The organism is Petralouisia sp. (assembly GCF_056822245.1).
On record NZ_JBQIOP010000016.1, the window covers coordinates 1 to 22,499 of the forward strand.

Sequence of the window (22,499 nt, forward strand, 5' to 3'; positions counted from 1 at the left end):
CTTTTGGAAAAATTTCAGGCTGGGAATGCGGAATATATTGCTTTTCCCAGTCTGCCTATGTTAAAATCGGAATAATCAGAAAATCGGAATAATCATTATAGTCTGCATCAACCAGTACATGCTTAATTGTGATATCTTCAATCTCATCTTCCGTCACATTATGTTATATCCCAATTATACAAAAAAGCACCCCCGTTTACAATAAAATTCCCCTTGAATCTATCAGTTTATAAACTTTTAATAATTTCTCAACCCCTTGATTTTCCTGGCTTTTTTGCAATTTGTTAGCACTCATTTAAGAAGAGTGCTAAATTTCTATTGACTTTTAAAAAAATGGGGCTTACAATCTTCTATAGATTGAAACACAGATTCTAAATAAAGGAGTGTAATTATTATGAGCAGTAAACATGGAAACCTTTCCATTAACAGCGACAATATTTTCCCTATTATAAAAAAATGGCTGTATTCCGACCATGATATTTTCTACCGTGAATTAATTTCCAACGGATGCGACGCCATCACCAAGTTAAAAAAACTGGATTTGATGGGAGAATATGAATTGCCCCAGGATTTTGAGCCGAAGATTCAAATTCTGGTGAATCCGGAAGAAAAAACATTGAAATTCATCGACAACGGCCTTGGAATGACCGCTGACGAAGTGGAAGAATATATTAACCAGATTGCATTTTCCGGCGCTACGGATTTCCTGGAAAAATACAAGGACAAGGCCAGTGAAGAACAGATTATCGGCCACTTCGGACTGGGCTTCTATTCTGCTTTTATGGTGGCGGACGAAGTGCATATTGATTCCCTTTCCTATCAGAAGGACGCCGTTCCCGTTCACTGGGAATGCGACGGCGGCACCGAATTCGATATGCAGGACGGCTCCAAAGACACCGTGGGAACAGAGATTACATTATATCTCAATGAGGACTGCCTGGAATTCGCCAATGAATACCGGGCAAGGGAAGTGATTGAAAAATACTGCTCTTTCATGCCCACCCCCATTTTTCTGAAAAAAGAAAATGCGGAAACCGAGTACGAAACGATTCCTGCAGAAGAAGTCACGGAAAAAGACACCGTGGTTGAAACCATCATAGAAGAAGCTAAATTTGAAGAAAAAGAAAATGAGGACGGAACCAAGGAACAGGTAGAGGTATCTCCCAAAACGGAAAAAGCCAAGATTATCAAACGTCCGGTTGCCCTGAACGATACCCATCCCCTCTGGACCAAACACCCCAACGACTGCACCGACGAGGAGTACAAAACCTTTTACCGGAAGGTATTCCAGGATTACAAGGAGCCCCTGTTCTGGATTCATCTGAACATGGACTATCCCTTTAACCTGAAGGGAATCCTGTATTTCCCGAAAATCAACACGGAATACGATTCCATTGAGGGAACCATTAAATTATACAATAACCAGGTATTTATCGCCGACAACATTAAGGAAGTGATTCCGGAATTCCTGATGCTGTTAAAGGGCGTGATTGACTGTCCGGATCTGCCGCTGAACGTATCCAGAAGCGCGCTGCAAAACGACGGATTTGTCCAGAAAATCTCCGATTACATTACCAAAAAGGTAGCGGACAAGTTAAGCGGCATGTGCAAAACAGACAAAGAAGCCTATGAAAAATACTGGGACGACATCAGCCCCTTTATCAAATTCGGCTGCCTGAAAGATGAAAAGTTCTGCGATAAAATGAACGATTACATCCTGTTCAAAAATCTGGAGGACAAGTACCTGACCCTTCCGGAATGCCTGAAAACAGAGGAAGAAACATCCGAAACTAATGATTCCGCCGATGCTTCCGCTGCTGATGCTTCCGAAGATACACCGGAGCATGAGGAAAAAGACACCCGCAAGCCGGTATACTATGTCACCGATGTTCAGCAGCAGGGACAGTATATCAAGATGTTCAAAGAACAGAACATGGACGCAGTGATCTTAGACCACAATATTGATACCTCTTTCATCACTCAGTTAGAACGCAGAAATGAGAAAATCAAATTTGTCCGCATTGACGCCGACTTGACTGAATCGCTGAAGGAAGAGGTTTCAGAGGAAGAATTAAAAGAAGCAACCGACACTTTAACCGAAACTTTCCGCAAGGCTCTGGGCAATGAAAACCTGAAAGTAACTGTGGAGAAGCTGAAAAATGCCGACATCTCTTCTGTCATCACCCTGTCGGAAGAAGGACGGCGGATGCAGGATATGATGAAAATGTACGGTATGGCAGGAATGGACCCCTCCATGTTCGGCGGGGATCAGACCCTTGTGTTAAATGCCAACAATATCCTGGTTCAGTACATTTTAGACCATAAGGATTCTGAACATGTTCCGGTATTCTGTGAACAGCTCTACGATCTGGCCATGCTGAGCAATCATCCATTGCCCACCGACGCCATGAGCAAATTTGTGGCGCGAAGCAACAAAATCATGATGCTCCTTGCAGATATTCAATAGAATCTTAGAACCGCAAAGCTGCAGTCACCAGCGTCGGCAACCGTCAATTTGTATATTTTGACGGTTACCGGTGCTTTTTTACCATAAATAGTGGTTGCATTTCACAAAAATTTCCAATATAATAATTTATATACTCCCATTGATTGCATGATACTGACAGGAGGAACCCAAGTGGAACAAAATTTTCATGAAATAACAGTAGAACAGCTCTGCAAAGTCATTAATTTGCTGCATCCATGTATGGATGATTATCTGTATGTCTACGATTTTATCAACGATTTTTACTATATATCCCCACATGCCAAACAGCGGTTCTGCATTCCAGACAACACCTTCCATGATGTTGTGGCTGCTCATGGACTGTTTGTTTATCCCGCCGATCTGGCCGCGCTGCAGGAGGATTTAAACGCTCTTCTGGAAGGCAGACGCCAGTTCCACAACCTGGAATACCGATGGCTGGATCTGGACAGGCAGCCGGTATGGATCAACTGCAGAGGCTACGTGGTAAGGGATCAGGAAAAAGCTCTGTATATGATAGGCTGCATCAATGAAATTGGCGCTGCGCAAAAAGCAGACAACGTCAGCGGCCTGTTGGGTTCTTCCAGTCTTCAGACTTATATGGATACCGTACCGGTTCCCTTTCCAGACGGCTATCTGCTGCATCTGGGACTGGATGATTTTAAAGAAATCAATGAAAAACTGGGCATCGAATACGGGGATACGGTTCTGCGCCAAACGGCAGAGTGCATTTCCAAATGCATTTCCCCTTCCCAAAAATTATACCGGACTGTGGCAGATGAATTCCTGATTCTGGATTTCCAGGGCGGAAGCTGTAAGGACGCCAAATCGCTTTATCGGGCCATTCAGCGGGAAATTATACACTTCGTGGAAGAATGCCGCTATGAGGCAGTTTTTACGATTTCCGGCGGAATTCTGGAATCTTCCAAGATTAAGGATTATTCTTTTTACGATGTGATGAAGCTTTCTGAATTTTCCCTGAATGAAGCAAAACGACAGGGGAAAAACCGCTGCTACTGCTTCTGTCAGGAGGACTATGAATCATTTCTGAAACGAAAAAAACTGACCCAGTTTCTGCGGCAGGCAGTGTACCAGGACTGCAAAGGATTTGAAGCCTATTTTCAGCCCTTGTTTCATGCCCGCACCAATACGCTGTACGGCGCCGAAACACTGATGCGCTTTCATTCTCCGGAAGGCAGCATGGTTTCCCCGGTTGAATTCATCCCGATTCTGGAAGAAACCGGCCTGATTATTCCGGTAGGCCGCTGGATATTGGAACAGGCTCTGACGGCCTGCAAATGCATTATGGAAACCATTCCCGATTTCCGCATCAGCATCAATGTATCCTATGTACAGGTAATCAAAAGCGATATTATCAACGAAATTGTGTCTGCAGCTGACGCACATCAGGTTCCGCCGGCCAATGTGATTGTGGAGCTGACTGAAAGCGGACTGTTAGAATCCAATCCCCATTTTACCAGGCTTCTGGCCAAACTGAGGGAAAACGGCATCCGGCTTGCCCTGGATGACTTCGGAACCGGATACTCCAATTTCCATTATCTCCATGATTTACGGCCGGATATCATTAAGATTGACCGCTCTTTTACCGCCAAAGCCCTGGCCAATGAATATGAATACAATCTGCTTGATTTGATCAGCAAAATGGTACATACCCTGAATCTGAATGTCTGCGTGGAGGGGATTGAAACAAGCAATGAACGGAACCAGATTCAAAATCTGGCGCCGGATTATATCCAGGGGTTCTATTTCGGAAAACCCTGCCCTTATCAGCAGTTTACAGAAAACTATATAAAATAAAAAACGGCTGTCGGAAAACGAATTCTCACAAAACATGGTTGTATCTCCCAAAGGAGCACAAGATGTATTGCAAAATCTATCCATTTTCCAACAGCCCATTTTTATGGCTGCTACCAGGTACAATATTTTTCGTACACATCAAAAAAGCTGTCTGTTTTCACTTCTTTGTGGATCTCCACCTTCACCTTATCCCAGACCTTTTCATTCAGTTCTGAGGAAAGGGTATCCAGAAATTCCGTATACACATCGTCAAAGGCTTCTTTCCTGCGGTTTTCCAAAATCACGGATTTGTGATCGTCCGTTTTTTCCTGATTATAGTGATTGATGCACTTAAAGAAATAGTATCCCTTATCCGTTTTGATTTTCTTGCTGACCTGATCGTTTTCCAGCGCAAAGGCCACCTCTTCCACTTCCGGCGGCACATCATTTCTGCCGAAGGTGACTTCTATCTCAGGAGCCTCATTATAAATATTTGCAACTGACAAAAAATCTGCATCTTCCCTCAGCTGCTTCTGCACTTCTTTCGCTTTCTCCTTACCGGTCACAAAGATCTGCTGAGCCTCCATAATTCTTGCCTCATCGTCGCTGACCTCGTCATCCACGCCCTGGGTGAGATGGGTATACAGCTTGTTTGCAAGGCCGTACCGTTTGTAGAGGTTTTCAATGTCTCCCTGTTTCACATGCATATATTCCCGTTCTGTATCGTTCAAAGATTCATAATATTCCTTCGCCGCATCCTTAATCTTGGCCTTCTCCTCTTTGGACAATTCAATGTCGTTCTCCTCTGCCAGAAAATCCATGGACATAATCTGAGCCAGTCTGGAAATTGTCAGATCCTTCACATATGTTTCCAGATCATTGTCTCCAAACTCATGCTTCCACAAATCAATGCCGTACATGGTGGCATACATATTCTGATAATTGGTCAGAATCACTCTTGCTTCCGGCAGGGTGCAGACCTGATCCTTGATTTTAAACACATCATTTTCACTGAATCCGGCGTTGACGGTCACCTGCGTTTTTCCCAGTTTACATCCTGCCAAACATAAAAACACCAGACTGCACAGTACGGCTGTCACTGTATATTTCATATGTTTCTTCATTTGTACTCTCACCTGCTAATTCATTTTCTTTAAAATACTGCGGGCTGCGCTTAAGCCGTTGGCCGACGCCTGCTGAAGCCCTCTGGTAACAGACGCTCCGTCGCCGATGGCCCGAAGCCCCGGAATATTTGTCTCAAACTCCTGATTTACCACCACTTTATTCGAGTAAAACTTCACTTCCACGCCATACAGCAGCGTCTCGTCGCTGGCAATGCCCGGCGTCACCTTATCCAGAGCCAGAATCATTTCCTCAATATCCACCATAATGCGGTGAGGAAATACCAGGGATAAATCTCCCGGCACGGCATCTTTCAATGTGGGAATCAAATTATTCCGGCAGAGACGCTCCTCCGTGGTGCGCCTGCCCCGCCTGAAGTCCCCGAAGGTTTGCACCAGAATTTTCCCGTCGCAGAGCATATTGGACAACTGGGCAATCTGCTTGCCGTATTCAATGGGCGTCTTAAAGGGTTTCGTAAAATTCTTCGAAACCAGCAACGCAAAATTGGTATTATTGGTTTTCAAATCACTGGACTTATACGCATGGCCGTTGACTACCGCAAGACCGTTATCGTAATATTCTGTGGCCACCTCTCCGGAAGGATTGGTACAAAATGTCCTTACTTTGTCGTCAAAGGTAGGCGTGTGGTATATCAGTTTGGCTTCATAGAGGTTCTGATTCAGAAAATCCATCACTTCATCCCGAACCTCCACACGGACGCCGATGTCCACAGTCCCTACTTTCGTTTCAATCTGCTGTTCCTTGCACACATGGCTGAACCAGTCTGCCCCTTCTCTTCCAACGGCGCAGACAATCTCTCTGCCGTAAAAGGCTTCTCCCTGGCCGGTAAGCACGCCTTTGGCCCTGCCGTCCTCTACAATAATATTCTCCACCATAGTTTTGAACTTCATTTCCACTCCCTGGGCTAACAAGTGTTCCTGAAGCCGCATATAAATCTTATACCCTTCCTCTGTGCCCAGGTGCCGAATGGGGCACTCCACCAGTTTCAGATTGGCATTGATGGCTTTTCTCCGGATCTCCCGGATTTCCTTCTCCTTGCCCAGTCCGTACACACTGGCGTCCGCACCGAATTTCAGGTAAATTTCATCGGATTCCCCAATCAGCTCCTGAGCTTTCTCATAGCCTAAAATCTCCGGCAGGTTCCCGCCCACATCCGGAGACAGGGATAATTTTCCGTCGGAAAACGCCCCCGCTCCTGCAAATCCTGTTGTGATGGAACAGGGCTTGCACCCCACACAGACCTTTGTTTTCCGTTTGGGGCACTGGCGCTCTTCAATTCTCCGGCCCTTCTCTAACATTAATACCCGAAGCTTTGGCTTTTTATGAATCAGTTCATATGCGCAGAAAATACCGGACGGCCCTGCGCCCACAATAATCACATCATAGTTCGTCATCGATTTCTCCTTCTCTATGCTTCCACCACCAGATATCTTCCGTCCGGCAGAGAAAACACCTCTGAAGCTTCTTCCAGGTCCTCGTCGCTCATCCCGGATATATCCGCTCCTTCTTCCTCAAAATAATCCCGCACCTCCTGGATATTGCCACATATTACCGCCATGCAGTCCTCCAGAAATTCTTCCGCTTCCTCAGGATTCTTCGCCACTTTTTCATCAAAGAGCTGCAATTGATGCTTTACAAAATATTCCAGACAAATTTCATCATACTCATTCATATTATTCCCTCCTGCTGCTTCTATGATAGTATGAATCTCACAAAATTTCAATGCCTGATTTTTCCAAATTTTGATAAATTGCCGCCACCGGGAGCCCTACCACGTTATAATAGTCTCCCACAATTTTCTCAATGTAAACCGCGCACTTTCCCTGAATCCCGTAAGCGCCCGCTTTGTCCAGAGGCTCTCCTGTCTCTGTATAAGCCTGAATCTGCTCCTTTGTCATGGGATACATGAAAACTCTGGTTTCTTCATAAAAAGAAATGATTTGTTCCTTGCCGTCTCCCCGCACAATCATTGTCACCCCTGTAAATACGCTGTGTTCCCGTCCGTTCAGCAGCCCAAGCATTCTTACGGCGTCTTTCTTATCTTTAGGTTTTCCAAGAATTGCTCCATCCAGGGACACAATCGTGTCCGCTCCCAACACCACAATATTTCCGGCATCCCCGCTTAACCTGCCGGCTGTCTCTTCTGCCTTTTGGCAAGACAGCTGCAGTACTGCCTCCTTAGGCTCCGTACTGGTAAGCAGTTCTTCTCCCTTTGCCGGAATCACCTCAAACTCTGCGCCGACCTGGGCCAGTATCTCCCTTCGCCTGGGAGACGCAGAGGCAAGAATCAATCTGTATTTCAACGGTAATCACCTGTTCCTTTCATTTTAACTATATCAATCCCTTCTGGCTGCCCAGCTCGGATACCCGCTCTAAAATCCTGCAATGGGGATAGTTCTGAAACTCTTTTGCATCGGTGGTCCCTGTCAGAACTGCAGCAAAGTCCACGCCTGCGCTCTGGGCCGCTTTTGCATCCACAAGGCTGTCCCCCACGTACAGGATCTCTTCCAAAGAAATGCCAAACTGATCTTTGATTTTACGGATTCCCTCCGGATCGGGCTTGGGCTTTTTCACATCTTCCCCGCCGATCACTGCATCAATCAAATGCTCCATCTGATTGGCGGCAAGAATCTGCTGAATCCGGTAGTGATACTTGGTTGTGACAATGGCTGTTTTTTTCCCTTTCTCATGGAGCCAGGTTAACAGCTCCTTCACTCCGTCGTAAACCCTGGTATTTACAACCATAACCTCATCGGCTTTTTCACGGAAATATGCTTTAAAATTCTCCTTTTCCCTGCTGTCGGTTCTGCCGGTAAGCGCCTGATAGCTCTCTTCCAGAGACAGGCCGATGGTTTTGATTATCCGTTCCTTTGGCGCCGTTTCCAGATTCATTTTTTCCAGTGCAAAATTGATGCTTGCAATGATTCCTTTTGCGGAATCTCCTAATGTATAGTCAAAATCAAAAATAACTGCCTGTTTCATTGTCTCCGCCTTTCTGCCGCAATCACATATATCTTATCTCAGAGCTTCTTCATCATCCAGTAAGCATCCTCATAGGTTCCGTCCTTATACTTCATATTATCCGGAAATGTACCGTATTTCTGAAATCCCAGACTCTCGTACAGCCGGACTGCAGGCTCGTTGCCTGCCGCCACTTCCAGTTCCGCCTGCTCATAGCCCATATCCCGGGCTGCGTTAAGAGCCTCCTCTATCACGGCTCTGCCGATTCCGGCGCCGCAGTATTTCTGATACAGCGCAATGGCCATATCGCATCTGTGGGCATACCTAGAAAAGCCTCCAAGGCTGGATATGGAGCAGTTGCCGATATGTGTTTCATTTTCAAAAACCAACAACATCAGGTCCCGTTCCGATTCCGCCCTCTCCCGGATAAAATTTCTCTCCTGCTCCAGCGTAAGGGTAACTTCCTCCGGCTCCCGGATCAGATAGGGGGTTTCTCCATAGATGATTTTCATATAAGTCAAAAGCGTTTCTGCGTCTTTTTCTTCTGCACTCCGTAAAGAGATGGTTCGCTGGCCGATTTTTATGGGTTTATTTTTGTAAATCATTGTTGTAATTCCTTTCTTTGTGAATTTTAATTTCCTCTGTTTTCACAGATTCCAATGCTTGATATTCCTGATTTAATTCACGCAGCAGTTCTTCCTCACTGGGCAAATATAATTTATATTTCGAAGCAAAAATCTGGGTTTCATTTTCAGGCAGTGTATACTTAACCACAGATTCACTCTTGTCCGCACACAGCACAATGCCAATCGGCGGATTATCTCCTTCATTCATAAGCTCCCGTTCATAATAATGAACATACATCTGCATTTGTCCCAAATCCTGATGGGTTAAATCCCCAACTTTTAAATCTATCAAAACAAAACATTTTAAAATATAATTATAGAATACAAGGTCAATTCTAAAATGCCGGCCGTCAAAAGTAATCCGTTTCTGTCTGGCAACAAAAGAAAAGCCCCGTCCAAGCTCTAAAAGAAATTTTTGCAGATGAGTGATCAGTGCATGCTCCAAATCATTTTCATAAAAATCATCATTTGGACTTAAACCAAGAAATTCCAAAACATATGGATCACGGATAATATCTTCTGGTTTCTTGACAGGCTCTAATGTTTGAATCTCTGCTGCAACTTGTTTTTTATTTTTACTGGATAATAACCTTTCATAGAAAAATGAATTTATCTGCCTCTCAAGCTGTCTGGTACTCCATTGTGATTTCACAGCTTCCTGCATATAAAATTCCCTTGCATTATCATTTTCCACTTTCATTAAAAGCCTGTAATGAGTCCAGCTTAATTCGTCACGCAATGCGTGACCGTTTGGAAACGTCAAATAGAACTGCCTCATGTATTTCAAATTTGTCACCGTAAAACCTTTTCCAAAATCTTGTGTCATTTGTTTTGACAGCTCTTTTAACAAACCTTTCCCGTATTCTGCTTTTTTGTTTCCACCCTGTTCTTCTATAATGGTTTTTCCTATGTTCCAATATGCTTCAACCATCGTAAAATTAGCAGCTTGATAGACCTTATTTCTTGCGGTTATTAATATTTCCTTTATTTCATCATAAAACTTTTGATTCATTAAAATACCTCCAGAAACAAAACCATTATACAGAAACCACTTCCCCCAGACAGAACGAATAAAGAAGCCGTTCTTTCACCTTCTTTCCTGTGGAACGTTCAATCGCCTCCTGATATAATACCAGTTGGGCATGGTAACGTCCGGCCAGTTCCTGGGAGGATTTCACCCGGTCTGTTTTATAGTCCAGCAATACGATTCCGTCTGGTTCTTCGAAAAATACGTCGATAATTCCCTGGATTAATATCATTTCTTCACTGGCGCTGCCCTCTAATATTTCACTGGCAGGTTTTCCCATGACAAAGGGCTTCTCCCGGTATAATTTTTCCCGTTTTGCCGCTTCCTGCAGCCGGACTCCCAGATCTGTTTTCAGAAATTTTTTCAAGGCGGAAACAGAAACTAAATTCAGCAGCTCCCCTTCTATCCGCTGCTGTTCTTCCATTTCCCGAAGCTGCTGCCCCAGGGTTTCAGGCGGCATGGCGAAATCATAGCATTCCAGAACGCGGTGCATGGCGGTTCCCCGCTTTGCGCCCAGATTTTCTTTCTGCACCCCCTCCATAAATGCGGGAATATACCGCTGAAAATCTTCTGTCGGCATTCCGGTTTCCAAATCCCCTTTCAGAGCCTCTGCCTGCATTCCGGTTTCCAAATCCTCTGTCTGCTCCAGATGTTTTGAATCTTCTTTCGGAATCGGTTTCCCCGGACTTGCCGCCGGAAACATCTGCTCCAGCTGCTCCTCTTCTATCAAGCGATCCATGGCGCGGTGTTTGATTTCTGACACCGACAGCTTTGTTTTCATGGCCACCTCATGTTCATAAGGATATACATAAGAAAAACGTTCTTCAATTTTTGTTTCCCACTCAGGCTCTGCCTCCTGAAGTCTGGCCAGCAATTGTATTCTGGTTAACCCTTCCTGCACTGCTTTTTGTACCTCTTGCTCTTCCAGCTCCTTCTGTTTGATTAACCTGACCGGCAGCTTTGTTTCCATACAGCTTACGGCCAACAGCAAAAACTGCAGAAATGTGCTGCTGTTTAATCGGCTTAAAAAGGTCAGAAAACCGTCCTCTGCGGCAATGGCCTGCATGGATTCCAGTTTCTCCTCCGCTTTTTTCATCACGCCTGTCAGCACCAGTTTTTCTTTAGCTCTGGTTAATGCCACATAGAGAATGCGCAGCTCTTCTCCCACATTTTCCATGGTCACTTTTCGGGCTAAAAACTGTCTGGTAAGCCCCGGCGTCCGCAGGCGGCGTTTCAAGTCCACCGTATCCATGCCAATGCCAAGCCCCGGGTGCAGCACCACCCGTTCCCGGATATCCTGGGTGTTGAACATTTTTCCCAGGCCCGACACCAGCACCACCGGAAATTCCAGTCCCTTGCTTTTGTGAATGCTCATAATCCGCACCGCGTCTTCTGCTTCTTCTCCTTCTGCAAGGGGAAAATCCACATCATATTTCTGCAGCTGCTCCATATAGCGGATAAAATGAAACAGGCCCCGGTAACTGGTATTTTCATAGGCAATGGCTTTTTCCATCAGCATTTCCAGATTTGCCCGGCGGATTTCTCCTCCCGGCAGAGCATATACATAGGCCTGGTATCCGGTTTCCTCCAATACCTGGGAAAGCAGTTCATGGATGGGGGTATAGCTGACTTTTTTCCGAAACCGTTCCAGAAAAGCCAGAAACTCCATGAGCTTTTTCTGAAGCTCTGTCTCCTGCCGGCCCGGTTCTGCATAGGTCAGCACAGCCTGATAGAATCTGCCCTCGGGACAGGAAGTCCGTATCGCCGCCAGTTCTTCTCCGCTCAGTCCTACAATGGGCGAAGCCAGTACGGAAGCCATGGGAATGTCCTGTCTGGGATTATCCAGAATCCGCAGCAGATTCAGCGCCGTCTGCACCTCAACGGCGGAAAAATATCCTGTTCCCGCCGCAGCCCTGGCAGGAATGCCCATCTCTCCCAGAACCTTCACAAAAATATCTGCCCATCCGCTCATGGAGCGAAGCAGAAGCACAATATCAGAATAACGCAGCGGCCGCAGCGTTTCCGGCTGTTCTGCCGTGACCTTTTGGGCCTGCATCAGCCTTTGAATTTCAAATCCTGCTGCCTTCGCCTCTAATTCCTGGGTTTTCAGATCTTTATTTTCCTCCTCCGGCTCAATCACAAGAAGCTCTGTCTCAAACATCCCCGCTTCCCCTTCCGGAAACGCCGCTCCCGGATAAAGGGCTGCTTTCGCATCATACGTAATGTTTCCGATATCCGCTTTCATAATCCGGTAAAAAATATCATTGACGCTCCTTAGCACCTCCGGCCTGCTGCGGAAATTCCGGTGCAGGTCAATTCTCTGGCAATTGCTTTCTTCCTGGGTATAAGTGCGGTATTTTTCCATAAAAAGCTCCGGCCTTGCCATACGGAACCGGTAAATGCTCTGTTTCACATCCCCCACCATAAAAATATTATAAATATTTTCTGATTCTTTGGAAACGGATTTTAAAATCGTCTCCTGCACATAGTTGGAATCCTGATATTCATCCACCATGATTTCCGTATAATTCTTCCGCAGCTCCAAAGCTGTCTTTGAAGGTTTTCCAGACGCATCCTCCACCAGAATCTGCAGCGCAAAATGCTCCAGATCGTTAAAATCCATCATATTTTTTTCCCGCTTTTTCTCCGCAAATTTCCGCATGAAAGCCAAGGTAACCTCAATGAGCATATCTGCCACAGGCTGATTCTTTTTCATATCCGCAATCATTTGCTCCGGGCTTTGAAAGAAAAACTGCTCCACCGCTTTTTTCATGGAATTTTTCACTTCATTCCTAAGCTTCTGCACCCGTTCTTTTTTAGCCGGATCTCCTTCAAATTTTCTTGCTGACGGCAGCCGCCCGAAGGAAAATCCCCGGATTTTTTCATAATATTGGGAATACGTTCTGCATGTCTGAATCTCCTCCATGGCCTGGGCTTCCCTGGCCAGAAGCTCTTCATACATAAAAGGCCCGTCTTTCTCCAGGCTGAGATTTCTGCAGATTTTCATCTGCAAAGCCCACTGGCCGGCAATGCTGCTTAAGTAAGACAGCAATTCTTCTGCCAGGGGAAGATGTTCAAATTCCTCCAGGGTTTCAATCTGGAATGGCTTTCTGCAGTCCTCAAACCACTCTTCCACCCATGGATAACTCATGGCAAACTCAAACAATTTCAGAATCGTCTCTTTCAGCGGCAGATCCGTTTTGCCGGTGGCGATGGTCTCCGAAAGAGCAAGAAATTCCGGCTTGGCTTCTTTGTAGTATCCCTCCAGCGTCTGATCCAGCGCATCGCTTTTTAACAGCTTTAACTCCCCTTCCTCTGCCACCCGAAACTCCGGGTCCAGCTCTATCCGGTGGAAATAATTGCGTATCACATAGAGACAGAAGCTATGTATCGTAGTAATCTGCGCATTGTGCAGTAACGTCTGCTGCTTCTGCAGATGGCTGTTTTCCGGCTGCCGCTCTAAGGCCTGTTCGATGGCAAGGCCAATCCGTTCCCGCATTTCCGCAGCCGCCGCATTGGTAAAAGTCACAATCAGAAGCCTGTCAATATCAAAAGGGTGCTGCGGATCTGTGATTTTCCGGATAATCCGCTCTACCAACACCGCTGTTTTTCCGCTTCCTGCCGCTGCAGACACCAAAAGATTTCTGTTCTCAAGTTCAATGACCTGCCGCTGTTCTCTGGTCCATTGCTTTTCCACGTCTCCTACAGCTCCTTTCGCATTTTTTCCAAAATCTCCGCTTCATCTTTAATATTTTCCAACTTCCGGTAATTCCATCCCGGAGAGGAAGGATCAAACCCGCAGACGCCGTGATAGGGACAGTAATCACAGCCGGTACTGTCTCCCAGCTGATACGGCCGGGCGCCGATTTCCCCGTCAAAGATTTTCCGGCCGATATCACGGATTTTGTGGTTGACATAGCGGGAGAGAATCTGGAATTCCTCTGCCCCGGCCTTTTTGGATTTTTTGCTGACGCTTAAATCTTCCCCTTCTCCGGCCACTCCTTTCAGCTTCAGCTCCTCTAATATTTTCTCCTGTATTTCCGCATCCGTACTGGCGGAATTTCCCTCCACCACCGGATCGTCCAGATGGTAATAATACATGCCGCCGGGAATCACTTCTTTCTTGGGATATTTCCGTTTTACAAGCTCCACGGCGGAATTCAGGTAAACCACCAGCTGCAGCTGCAGTCCGTGGTACAAAGACAGCAATTGAAATTCCCGGTTTCCGGATTTATAATCAATGACCTTCACGTAAATCTGATCCCCTTCTTTTCTGGTGTCAATCCGATCAATCCTGCCCTTTAACCGCATCCGCTCCTCTTCGCTTAAAATAAAATTCACTGCATCCAGATTTTCCGCAAAAGAAAAGGAAATCTCATATCCCTCCGGCATGAAATGGCTGGTCTGAAGCTGTTCCGTAATGGTATCAATGGTACGCCTTAAAATCCGTTTCATCCGTTCCAGCAAATAAGCGGTTCTGGCCTCCTGAAACAGCCTGCTTGCAAATCCGGAACCCAGTGTTTCCTCCACTGCCTGCTGAATCAGCCGTTCTTTCACTTCCTTTGGCACGTCAAACCAGTAAAACCCCTCTTCCTCCATATGATTGGAATACCGCTCCAATGCTTCATGAAACATATTTCCCATGTCCACCGGCGCAAACTCTCCCAGGCTCCGTTCCTGCAGTTTCAGCCCATACTGGAGAAAATGCCCGAAGGCGCAGGCGCTGAACTGCTCCAAACGTGTTACGCTGTTTTCCAGTACTTTGCCGTACAGGGCGCGGATCACTTCCGCCCCCACCGGTTTTGCGTGATACTGATAAAATGCTGCTTCCAACAGCTGAGACGCCTTTTCTTTCCAGGGTTCTTTGGACAGATACCACCGATACAGCCCCTTCCACTGGGGGTAGAGGATTCCTTTCTGAGCCGCTTTCAGCCCCTCTGCCAGAAACTTCAGGCTGCTTTCGGGGGTTACAATCTGCTCCATATTTATCGTTTCTTCCGGATTCAAGCTGTCTTTCGGCAAAAGCCCTCCCTGGCGCTTTGTGTGAAAAATTTCCTCCACCCGCACCGGCAGACTCTCAGGAAACATCTTAAACATGGCGCTGAGCAGATAAGATTTCCTGGCTTCCTTGCCGTCCTGGGTCATCCGAAACCAGGTCATATACAGCTTTTCCGAAGGTTTTGTCAGATTCAGATACAAGTAAAACTTCTGGATAAAACTCCGCTCTCTGTCAGTGGGCGCAAGCTCCATGCCCTGGGAAGCAAACCACTCCCGATCCGACTGGGAAATAATGCCCCCGTGCTGAGAAGCCTTCGGGATCAGGCCGTCATTGACTCCCACAAAAAACAGAACCTTAATATCTGAAAGCCTGGTCCGTTCAATATCACCGAATACTACCCGGTCATACCCCGGCGGAATAATTCCCACTGCCGCCGCTTCCAGCCCCGCTTCCAAAATCTCCCGGTACTCCCGGACATTCATCCGCTCCTCTCCCAGAAGCTCCACCATTTTATCCAGTAAATCCATTACAATTTTATAAATCTGGGCATATTCTTTTGCCAGGGCATTTTCCCCTTCCCGGCTGAACTGTTCTTCATACTCCTTTAGTTTTCCCTCCAGATCCAGCTGAAACATCAGAAGATACAATGCCCTGGACTCCTCCAATACCGTATGGCTGCGCCCGTTTTCCCTGCGAAAGCTTTCCCGCAGCGAGGCAAACTGTCTCACAAACTGCTCCCGCAGTTCATTAATCTGCTCCAGTTCCTCCTGGGACTGGACGCTCCCCCGCCGCACCCAGGGCTCCTGCCAGTTCTGAAAGCCCCGGATTCCCTCTGCCAGAATATAATTCTCCAAAAGGTCCACCTGCTCCATGTTCCATCCGCAAAGGCCGCACCGAAGGTAGCCCAGCGCAGCTTCATAAGAAAAATCCTGCTCGATCAAAAGCAGCGACTGTTTGATAAATTCCGTCATGGGGTGAAACACAATATTTTTTCTGGTATCCAAAAACAGGGGAATCTGATATGTATCAAAAATTTCATTGGCATAATTTCCATACAATTCCACATCGCCGCACACAATGGCAATGTCCTTGTAACGGTACTTCTGCTCCCGCACCAGTCTTTTGATTTCCCTGGCGGCAAAATGAAGCTCCTGCCTGGGATTTAACAGGGAAAAGAACCGGATATCTGAATTCCCCTCTGCCGTCTCTTCACCTTTGGCAGCCCTGGAAGCAGCATAGGGCCTTTGCCGGAAGCGGAAAAGATTCTGTTCCAGCCACCCCAGGGCAGGGGAATTTGCAAACCGGCTTTTTTCCGTGTGGCGCACCCAGTAAGGCTCTTTGACCTCCACATGGTTCTGCTCAGCCAGACGCAGCAGCGTTCCCACAGTCTTTTTGCTCATATAAAAAAGCTCCTGAATTCCCTGGCACTGGTAGGGATTCTCCCGTTCGTCCAAAGTCACTGTCACCACAATCTCGTCGGTCAGCCTTAAGAGAGTTTCCAGAAGATAATACTGCACCGGGGTAAATCCGGTAAATCCGTCCAGTACAATAACAGAGCCTTTCAAAATCTCAGACCGTTCCGCAGCCTGCGCCAGAACCTCCAGAAGATCCTCCGCCGTGATATAATGATGTTCCCCGGCTGCGGGCCCTTTTCCTTCCAGATAATCCAGAAATCCCTGATACATGGTCTGAATATCCTGAATCTTATAGCGAAACAGCGGCGACTGCTCCTCATCCTGAATAAAAGCGTCCAGCTGCCCCGGCAGAATCCGGTACTGGGTCAGCTCAGAAATGACAGATTTCACCTCGCTGATATAGCCTGCTTTTTTCATACTGGCCTTCAAAAGCTTTAAATGCTCCTGCTGTTCCTCTGCCACCCGCCGCAGCAGCAGATTCTTGCCCGTCTCTTCCAGAATGCTCAGATTCCCCATGCCCAGTTCGTCAAAAACCCGGTAAGCAAGCCTTGGAAAGCTGACCACATCCACATTCATAATGCTGTGGTTTTCCTGCCGCCTGACCAGCTCCCTCTGGGTCTGCATGGTAAACTGCTCCGGCACCAGTACAAAAAATGTTTTATCCTCCTCTGACTTGGAGCGCTTTAGCAGATTCCGGTATACATAGTCAGATTTTCCGCTGCCGGAGCCTCCAAAAATCAATTGCAGTGACATTATGTACCTCCTATGTCTGAGAAAATTCTTTTTTCAGCATTTCATACACGTAGACAGAACTTTCCATCCATCTCCATTAATTATAAAAACATCCTCAATGGAATTCTCAGAGCCTTCAATCCATATACCTGCAAGCCAAATAATTTGCCGTCAGCTTCTCATAATTTCAGGAAAAACAGCAAACCATTTGGCAAATAAGTATGCTCATGAGTATAAATCCCATCAAGGATGTCTTTCTTTAACATGCAACAGGCCGTCTCCTTATTCTTCCACTGGCTGAAAACGTTTGAAAAATTTATCCTGTCCGCACACATGCCGTTCCATATCCTTCTCTACGATGATATAATCATCTTCCCGGAGAAACGTAAGGCCTCTGCGATTCTGGACAAAGGGACAAACCACTACGCCGTCCTCTCTTGTAATTTGAATCAGATTATCGGGTTTGATCCAGCCTGTAGTCACTACAGAAGTCCACGGCATAAATCCATCTTCCAAACCCTTGCCAAGTTCGTATTTTACCGCTTCTACCTCCAGAGAACATCTCATATATTTCTTCATATGCCTCACCTGTCCTTTACTTGTCACTTATTATCCTCTTACTAATAATATACCTCAAAATGGCTAAAAACTCAACCAGTTTCGGGAATTATTGCTCTGTAAGAATATCCGCATATGAAGAACTGACTGCCCTATTCGTCTTTCCCCCGCTCTTTACTTTCCTCTATCATCTGATGCAGCTTTTTCATGGCTTCATCAATGCCGCCCACCTCATTGATAATGCCCTCGGACACCGCCTGGCTGCCCACCAGAATCGTACCCAGATCCTTTGTCAGCATACTGGTATTCATCATCATTTTTTCCAACTGCTCCTGACTGGCAAAACAATGGTTTGCAACAAATCCGGTAATCCGATCCTGCATCTGCTGAAAGTAATCATAAGTCTGGGGCGCGCCGATCACCAGGCCGTTTAAACGCACCGGATGGATCACCATGGTTCCTGTGGGAACAATATAGGAATAATCTGTGGAAACTGCCAGCGGCACCCCGATGGAATGGCTTCCCCCCAGTACAAGGGAAACCGTGGGCTTGCTGAGTGAAGAAAGCATTTCTGCAATGGCCAGTCCGGATTCCACATCTCCTCCTACCGTATTGATAATCACCATCACCCCGTCTATGCTGTCGTCATCCTCAATGGAAGCCAGTTTTGGCAGCACATGCTCATATTTTGTCGTTTTGGTATTGGGAGAAAGGCTCTCATGTCCTTCAATTTCCCCGATAATGGAAAGCAGATGGATTTTGTGGCGGTCTTTCCCCTGTTCTAAGGTAAGCTGTCCCATTTCCTTTATTTCTTCATTTTCACCCTGGTTCTTTTCCTGCTGTTTTAAATTCTCTTCCATATTTTTCTCCATTCTATAGAATTTTCGGCATAATTTCTTATGTTAGTATCGAAAATTCCATGGAAATTTATACGGAGATGCTATGGAAATTACTGGTTCCCGGAACATGTTGAAAGGATACTGTTTATATGGTATGCTTTTGTAACAGGCTTTCCTGCTGACGCAAGCTTTTTATATTTGGATACGGACAGATACCGGAATCATAATATCTGTTTTACTGAGGAGAACGAACATGAAAAAAATAAAAGAACTGATAACATCCTGCCGGGAAGTCCTGGCCTATCTGTTTTTCGGCGTCTGCACAACACTGGTAAACATCATTGTCTACTATATTTGCCGGAAGCTGGGGACAGGCACCACAGCTGGAACTGTCACTGCATGGATTCTTTCTGTACTCTTTGCCTATGTGACAAACCGGCGCTGGGTATTTGAAAGCCGGGCGGATTCCGCCATTGGCATAGTTCGTGAAGGGCTGTCCTTTTTTTCCTGCCGTCTGGCCACCGGAATCCTGGATCTGACAGTTATGGTATTCTTTGTGGAGCTGCTGCATCAAAATGACATGCTGATTAAAATCTTATCCAATGTACTGGTAATTATACTGAATTACCTGGCAAGTAAGCTGTTTATTTTTCAGAGAGAGGCATAGGTTCGTTTTAGAGCGTGTTTGATATTTGGATACGGACGGAACTACCAGATTGCCCTTTGACACACAAACTGGGCAGCGTTCCGGCGAACTAACTGCTAACTGCGTCTAAGGAGTTCCGAAAGTCGTCACTCCTAAAACTCCGTAAGCAGTGGATTTCGCCTCCACACAATACACCCAGGAACCGTTTGCTTAGCCAAAGGGCAATCCGATAGTTCCTGTGTATCGAAATATAGATTGTTCGCTGTAGTATCAGAGCATGTTTGAAAATGCTTTGGTCCAACTTCCTGTTTCATTTTCCAGAATGGAAAAGGGATATTCCAAATGTATTTTATCGGAATATCCCTTGATTACTGATCCAACTCTGTTTCTTCGTCTGGACGGAATTCTATTATTTCCTTAATATCACAATCTAAAATATGGCACATCGCATTAAGCGTATTTGTAGATACTGATTCATCAGACATTAATCTTTGAATTGTCTTACTGTCTAAATTGTATATTCCGCACTTATTTCTTAGATAATATGTGCTAATTCCCTTTTGGGATAATAATTTTCTTAATGGTTCAAAGGAAATCATATGTTTCTCCCTTTACTTTTCAATCATTATCTCATATAATATTTTCAGATAATATGAGGAATATTCCTCATGTACTTTATTAAGTGTATAGAAAGGAAATATTGATATGAAAAAAAGTGAAGCCAGAAAAATACTATATGATGAATTAAAAAACGACGAAAAGATACTTATACAATGGTCTAAGGAAAATCCTCTATCCACATATATGGAAATTGCTCTGATTACACTGGCAGAACTTCAGATTATCACGATAGAAGAATACAGAAACTATAAAGCGAAAATAGAGGAAAAAACGGGTTTACTAAAATCATATTGGCTATCGCGAGAGGAGGAAATTCCGTGCACAAAGACCATTTGAAAAACTTCCTGTTTGACATAATAAACGAGAATAATACAATATTTATAAATATAGCTCTGGATGATGAAACAGACACCATTTTTCTAGAAACTGTTAACAGGGAACAGTTTATGGTCACTGTGAGCAATGTAACTGCAGATCACGCACTTATAGAGCTGTGGGCGAAGAAGAACCCGAAACTGATGTCTCTCGCTCTCGGGGTGCTGAACATGAGGGATTTAGGAGAATTTACAGAGGAAGAGACAAACCGGTATCTGCCTGCCATTCTTGATAATGCAGATAATTCTGTGATTGTAGATTTGAAGTCAAGGTTAAGGACGGACGAACAAGGCAACAATTAATATGAGGAAAAAGGGAATTGGTTGTATCATTAGTCGCCGATCCTTTTTTATTTGGCCGTGGTTGGTTGGGAATTGCAAGATAATTTGTCGAACATTCTACGCAAACCAAAACTAATTCACAAACTCCAAAACATAAGATATAATTTCATATCTGCAAATAACTTTACACTCTGATTCATATTAGCTATAATAATTACAGGCTCTGTCAGAAGCATTATATAAAAAGGCGGTGAAAGGATGGATAAAGAAATGACATTAGATGAATTAAAACAAGTTACCATTGACTATTATGTAAATTTACAGCGCATAAAAAAAGCTGACACCGGCGATAATCCAGAATTAAATTATCAGCTGAGAATTGTAAAAAACAAACTGGCCTCTCTAGGCATTCCATCAGAAGAATACGAAATGTAACAGAAGCATTTTCAAAGAAAAAGAGGCTCATCCGCAGATGTCCTCTTTTTCTTTTCAATCATCTTTAATGTCTCCCGGTCAATCGGCCTTTTAACACTCGCCCATCAAATACTTATACAGTCCTTCATAACGGAACTTAGAAGCATTCCAGGAATAATCATTGGCCATGGCCCGGTCAACCATCTGGTTCCACTGACGTTTCTTGTCAAAGAAAATCTGCTTGGAATAATTGATGATATTCAGCATTTCTTCTCCGTTATAATTGGTAAAGGAGAAGCCGTCTCCCACATTGTCATATTCATTGTAAGGCTGCACCGTATCCTTCAAACCGCCGGTTTCACGCACAATCGGGATGGTTCCGTAGCGGAAGGAAATCATCTGGGTCAGGCCGCAGGGCTCAAATCTGGAAGGCATCAGGAACGCGTCTGCCGCTGCGTACAGTTTATGAGCCAAATCATCGGAATAACAGATATTAGCGGAAATTTTATCCGGATACTTCCATGCAAAATGACGGAACATATTCTCATACTGAGGATCTCCGGTTCCGATTACCACCAGCTGGGTGTAATCGTCAATAATCCGCTCAATCACATAATTGATCAAATCCAGTCCCTTCTGATCCGTCAGGCGGGAAATCAATCCAATCATGTAGCGTTTCTTATCCACTGCAAGACCCAAATCCTGCTGCAGTCTTTCTTTATTTGACGCTTTCTTCTTTCTGTGGCTTCCCGCGTCATAATTCACATAGATCTTGCTGTCTGTGGCCGGATTGTATTCATTATAGTCAATACCGTTGACAATTCCCTGCATATCCATATGTCTTGCCGCCAGAAGGCCGTTCAGCCCTTCTCCATAGTAATTGGTCTGAATCTCCTGGGCATATGTATCGCTGACAGTTGTAATATAATCTGCATAAACCAATCCGCCTTTCAGCATATTGGCGTCTTTCTTAAACTCCAGCTTATCGGGCACAAACAAATCGGTGGGGAAACCGGTCAGCCCCTTCATGGTCTTTACATCCCAGATCCCCTGGAATTTCAGGTTATGAATGGTAATCACAGACTTCATGCCCCAGAAGAACATATCTCCCTGGAACTCTGTTCTCAGATACACCGGGATAAAACCAGTCTCCCAGTCATGACAATGAATAATCTGCGGCTGAAAATTAATCAGAGGAAGCATGGACAATACTGCTTTGTCAAAGAATATAAATTTCTCCACATCAAAACGGATATCTCCATAAGGCAGAAAACAGTCAAAATACTCCTGGTTATCAATAAAGTAATACGTAATTCCATCCAGCTTATACTGCAGAACACCCACATACTTATTTTGTATGTAGCTTCCGCAGCTCATATAGAAATGAGTAACATATTCAAACTGGTTCCGCCATTTTTCCGGAATACAGGTGTAATTAGGGAGCACCACCCTGATATCCCAGTCGTTTTTATCAAATTCTTTGGGCAGGGCGCCGCATACATCGGCCAGTCCGCCTGTCTTAATAAATGGTACACACTCTGATGCTGCAAACAGAATTTTTCTCATATCTACTCCTCCAA

Annotated in this window: 19 protein-coding genes; 6 read left to right on the forward strand and 13 right to left on the reverse strand. The window is 45.2% G+C overall.

The window, feature by feature from the left end:
- Positions 1-394 precede the first annotated feature (394 nt).
- On the forward strand, positions 395-2,467 hold the full coding sequence (gene htpG / locus ACTO17_RS08005) for a molecular chaperone HtpG (RefSeq protein WP_482557559.1): 2,073 nt from the start codon (positions 395-397) through the stop codon (positions 2,465-2,467).
- A gap of 171 nt (positions 2,468-2,638) precedes the next feature.
- Positions 2,639-4,303: a bifunctional diguanylate cyclase/phosphodiesterase gene (locus ACTO17_RS08010; protein ID WP_482557560.1), complete on the forward strand. Its 1,665-nt coding sequence runs from the start codon at positions 2,639-2,641 to the stop codon at positions 4,301-4,303.
- Between the two features lie 110 nt (positions 4,304-4,413).
- Here the strand turns inward: ACTO17_RS08010 and ACTO17_RS08015 are convergent, their stop codons facing one another.
- The 11 genes from ACTO17_RS08015 to ACTO17_RS08065 form a co-directional block, all read right to left on the reverse strand.
- The gene (locus tag ACTO17_RS08015) at positions 4,414-5,406 is read right to left on the reverse strand and encodes a peptidylprolyl isomerase (protein ID WP_172536150.1); all 993 of its coding nucleotides are present in this window, start codon (positions 5,404-5,406) and stop codon (positions 4,414-4,416) included.
- Positions 5,407-5,421: 15 nt separating this feature from the next.
- Complete coding sequence (locus ACTO17_RS08020; RefSeq protein ID WP_172536151.1) at positions 5,422-6,819, reverse strand: NAD(P)/FAD-dependent oxidoreductase; 1,398 nt, start codon at positions 6,817-6,819, stop codon at positions 5,422-5,424.
- Positions 6,820-6,833: 14 nt separating this feature from the next.
- Entirely contained in the window at positions 6,834-7,097 is a 264-nt protein-coding gene (locus ACTO17_RS08025; protein ID WP_482557561.1) for a glyoxalase, read from the reverse strand.
- A 37-nt stretch (positions 7,098-7,134) separates the two neighbouring features.
- Positions 7,135-7,728 carry a Maf family protein gene (locus ACTO17_RS08030; protein ID WP_172536153.1) on the reverse strand — a complete coding sequence of 198 codons (594 nt, stop codon included), beginning with the start codon at positions 7,726-7,728 and terminating at the stop codon, positions 7,135-7,137.
- A 28-nt stretch (positions 7,729-7,756) separates the two neighbouring features.
- Positions 7,757-8,407: an HAD family hydrolase gene (locus tag ACTO17_RS08035; protein WP_172536154.1), complete on the reverse strand. Its 651-nt coding sequence runs from the start codon at positions 8,405-8,407 to the stop codon at positions 7,757-7,759.
- Between the two features lie 38 nt (positions 8,408-8,445).
- Entirely contained in the window at positions 8,446-8,991 is a 546-nt protein-coding gene (locus ACTO17_RS08040) for a GNAT family N-acetyltransferase (protein WP_172536155.1), read from the reverse strand.
- Positions 8,975-10,024, reverse strand: a complete 1,050-nt coding sequence (locus ACTO17_RS08045) for a PDDEXK nuclease domain-containing protein (RefSeq protein ID WP_482557562.1) — start codon at positions 10,022-10,024, stop codon at positions 8,975-8,977. The genes ACTO17_RS08040 and ACTO17_RS08045 overlap by 17 nt, the downstream gene beginning before the upstream one ends.
- Before the next feature lie 25 nt (positions 10,025-10,049).
- Positions 10,050-13,736: a helicase-exonuclease AddAB subunit AddA gene (gene addA / locus ACTO17_RS08050; RefSeq protein ID WP_482557563.1), complete on the reverse strand. Its 3,687-nt coding sequence runs from the start codon at positions 13,734-13,736 to the stop codon at positions 10,050-10,052.
- A gap of 5 nt (positions 13,737-13,741) precedes the next feature.
- Positions 13,742-17,206 carry a PD-(D/E)XK nuclease family protein gene (locus tag ACTO17_RS08055; RefSeq protein ID WP_482557564.1) on the reverse strand — a complete coding sequence of 1,155 codons (3,465 nt, stop codon included), beginning with the start codon at positions 17,204-17,206 and terminating at the stop codon, positions 13,742-13,744.
- Positions 17,207-17,467: 261 nt separating this feature from the next.
- On the reverse strand, positions 17,468-17,764 hold the full coding sequence (locus ACTO17_RS08060; RefSeq protein WP_172538647.1) for a hypothetical protein: 297 nt from the start codon (positions 17,762-17,764) through the stop codon (positions 17,468-17,470).
- A 131-nt stretch (positions 17,765-17,895) separates the two neighbouring features.
- Positions 17,896-18,603: a ClpP family protease gene (locus tag ACTO17_RS08065; RefSeq protein ID WP_172538641.1), complete on the reverse strand. Its 708-nt coding sequence runs from the start codon at positions 18,601-18,603 to the stop codon at positions 17,896-17,898.
- A gap of 232 nt (positions 18,604-18,835) precedes the next feature.
- Here ACTO17_RS08065 and ACTO17_RS08070 point away from each other — a divergent pair, with 232 nt between their 5' ends.
- Entirely contained in the window at positions 18,836-19,249 is a 414-nt protein-coding gene (locus ACTO17_RS08070) for a GtrA family protein (RefSeq protein WP_482557565.1), read from the forward strand.
- Positions 19,250-19,596: 347 nt separating this feature from the next.
- Here ACTO17_RS08070 and ACTO17_RS08075 read toward each other — a convergent pair whose 3' ends face one another.
- The gene (locus ACTO17_RS08075; RefSeq protein ID WP_482557566.1) at positions 19,597-19,827 is read right to left on the reverse strand and encodes a helix-turn-helix domain-containing protein; all 231 of its coding nucleotides are present in this window, start codon (positions 19,825-19,827) and stop codon (positions 19,597-19,599) included.
- A gap of 106 nt (positions 19,828-19,933) precedes the next feature.
- Between ACTO17_RS08075 and ACTO17_RS08080 the strand changes: the two genes are divergently transcribed.
- The 3 genes from ACTO17_RS08080 (at position 19,934) to ACTO17_RS08090 (ending at position 20,940) form a co-directional block, all read left to right on the forward strand.
- Positions 19,934-20,185, forward strand: coding sequence for a hypothetical protein (locus tag ACTO17_RS08080; RefSeq protein WP_482557567.1), 252 nt, complete (start codon positions 19,934-19,936; stop codon positions 20,183-20,185).
- Complete coding sequence (locus ACTO17_RS08085; protein ID WP_482557568.1) at positions 20,167-20,526, forward strand: hypothetical protein; 360 nt, start codon at positions 20,167-20,169, stop codon at positions 20,524-20,526. Before ACTO17_RS08080 ends, ACTO17_RS08085 begins: the two co-directional genes overlap by 19 nt.
- 237 nt (positions 20,527-20,763) lie before the next feature.
- Positions 20,764-20,940, forward strand: coding sequence for a hypothetical protein (locus ACTO17_RS08090; RefSeq protein WP_482557569.1), 177 nt, complete (start codon positions 20,764-20,766; stop codon positions 20,938-20,940).
- 90 nt (positions 20,941-21,030) lie between these two features.
- Here the strand turns inward: ACTO17_RS08090 and glgA are convergent, their stop codons facing one another.
- Complete coding sequence (gene glgA, locus ACTO17_RS08095) at positions 21,031-22,485, reverse strand: glycogen synthase GlgA (protein WP_482557570.1); 1,455 nt, start codon at positions 22,483-22,485, stop codon at positions 21,031-21,033.
- Between the last annotated feature and the right edge of the window lie 14 nt (positions 22,486-22,499).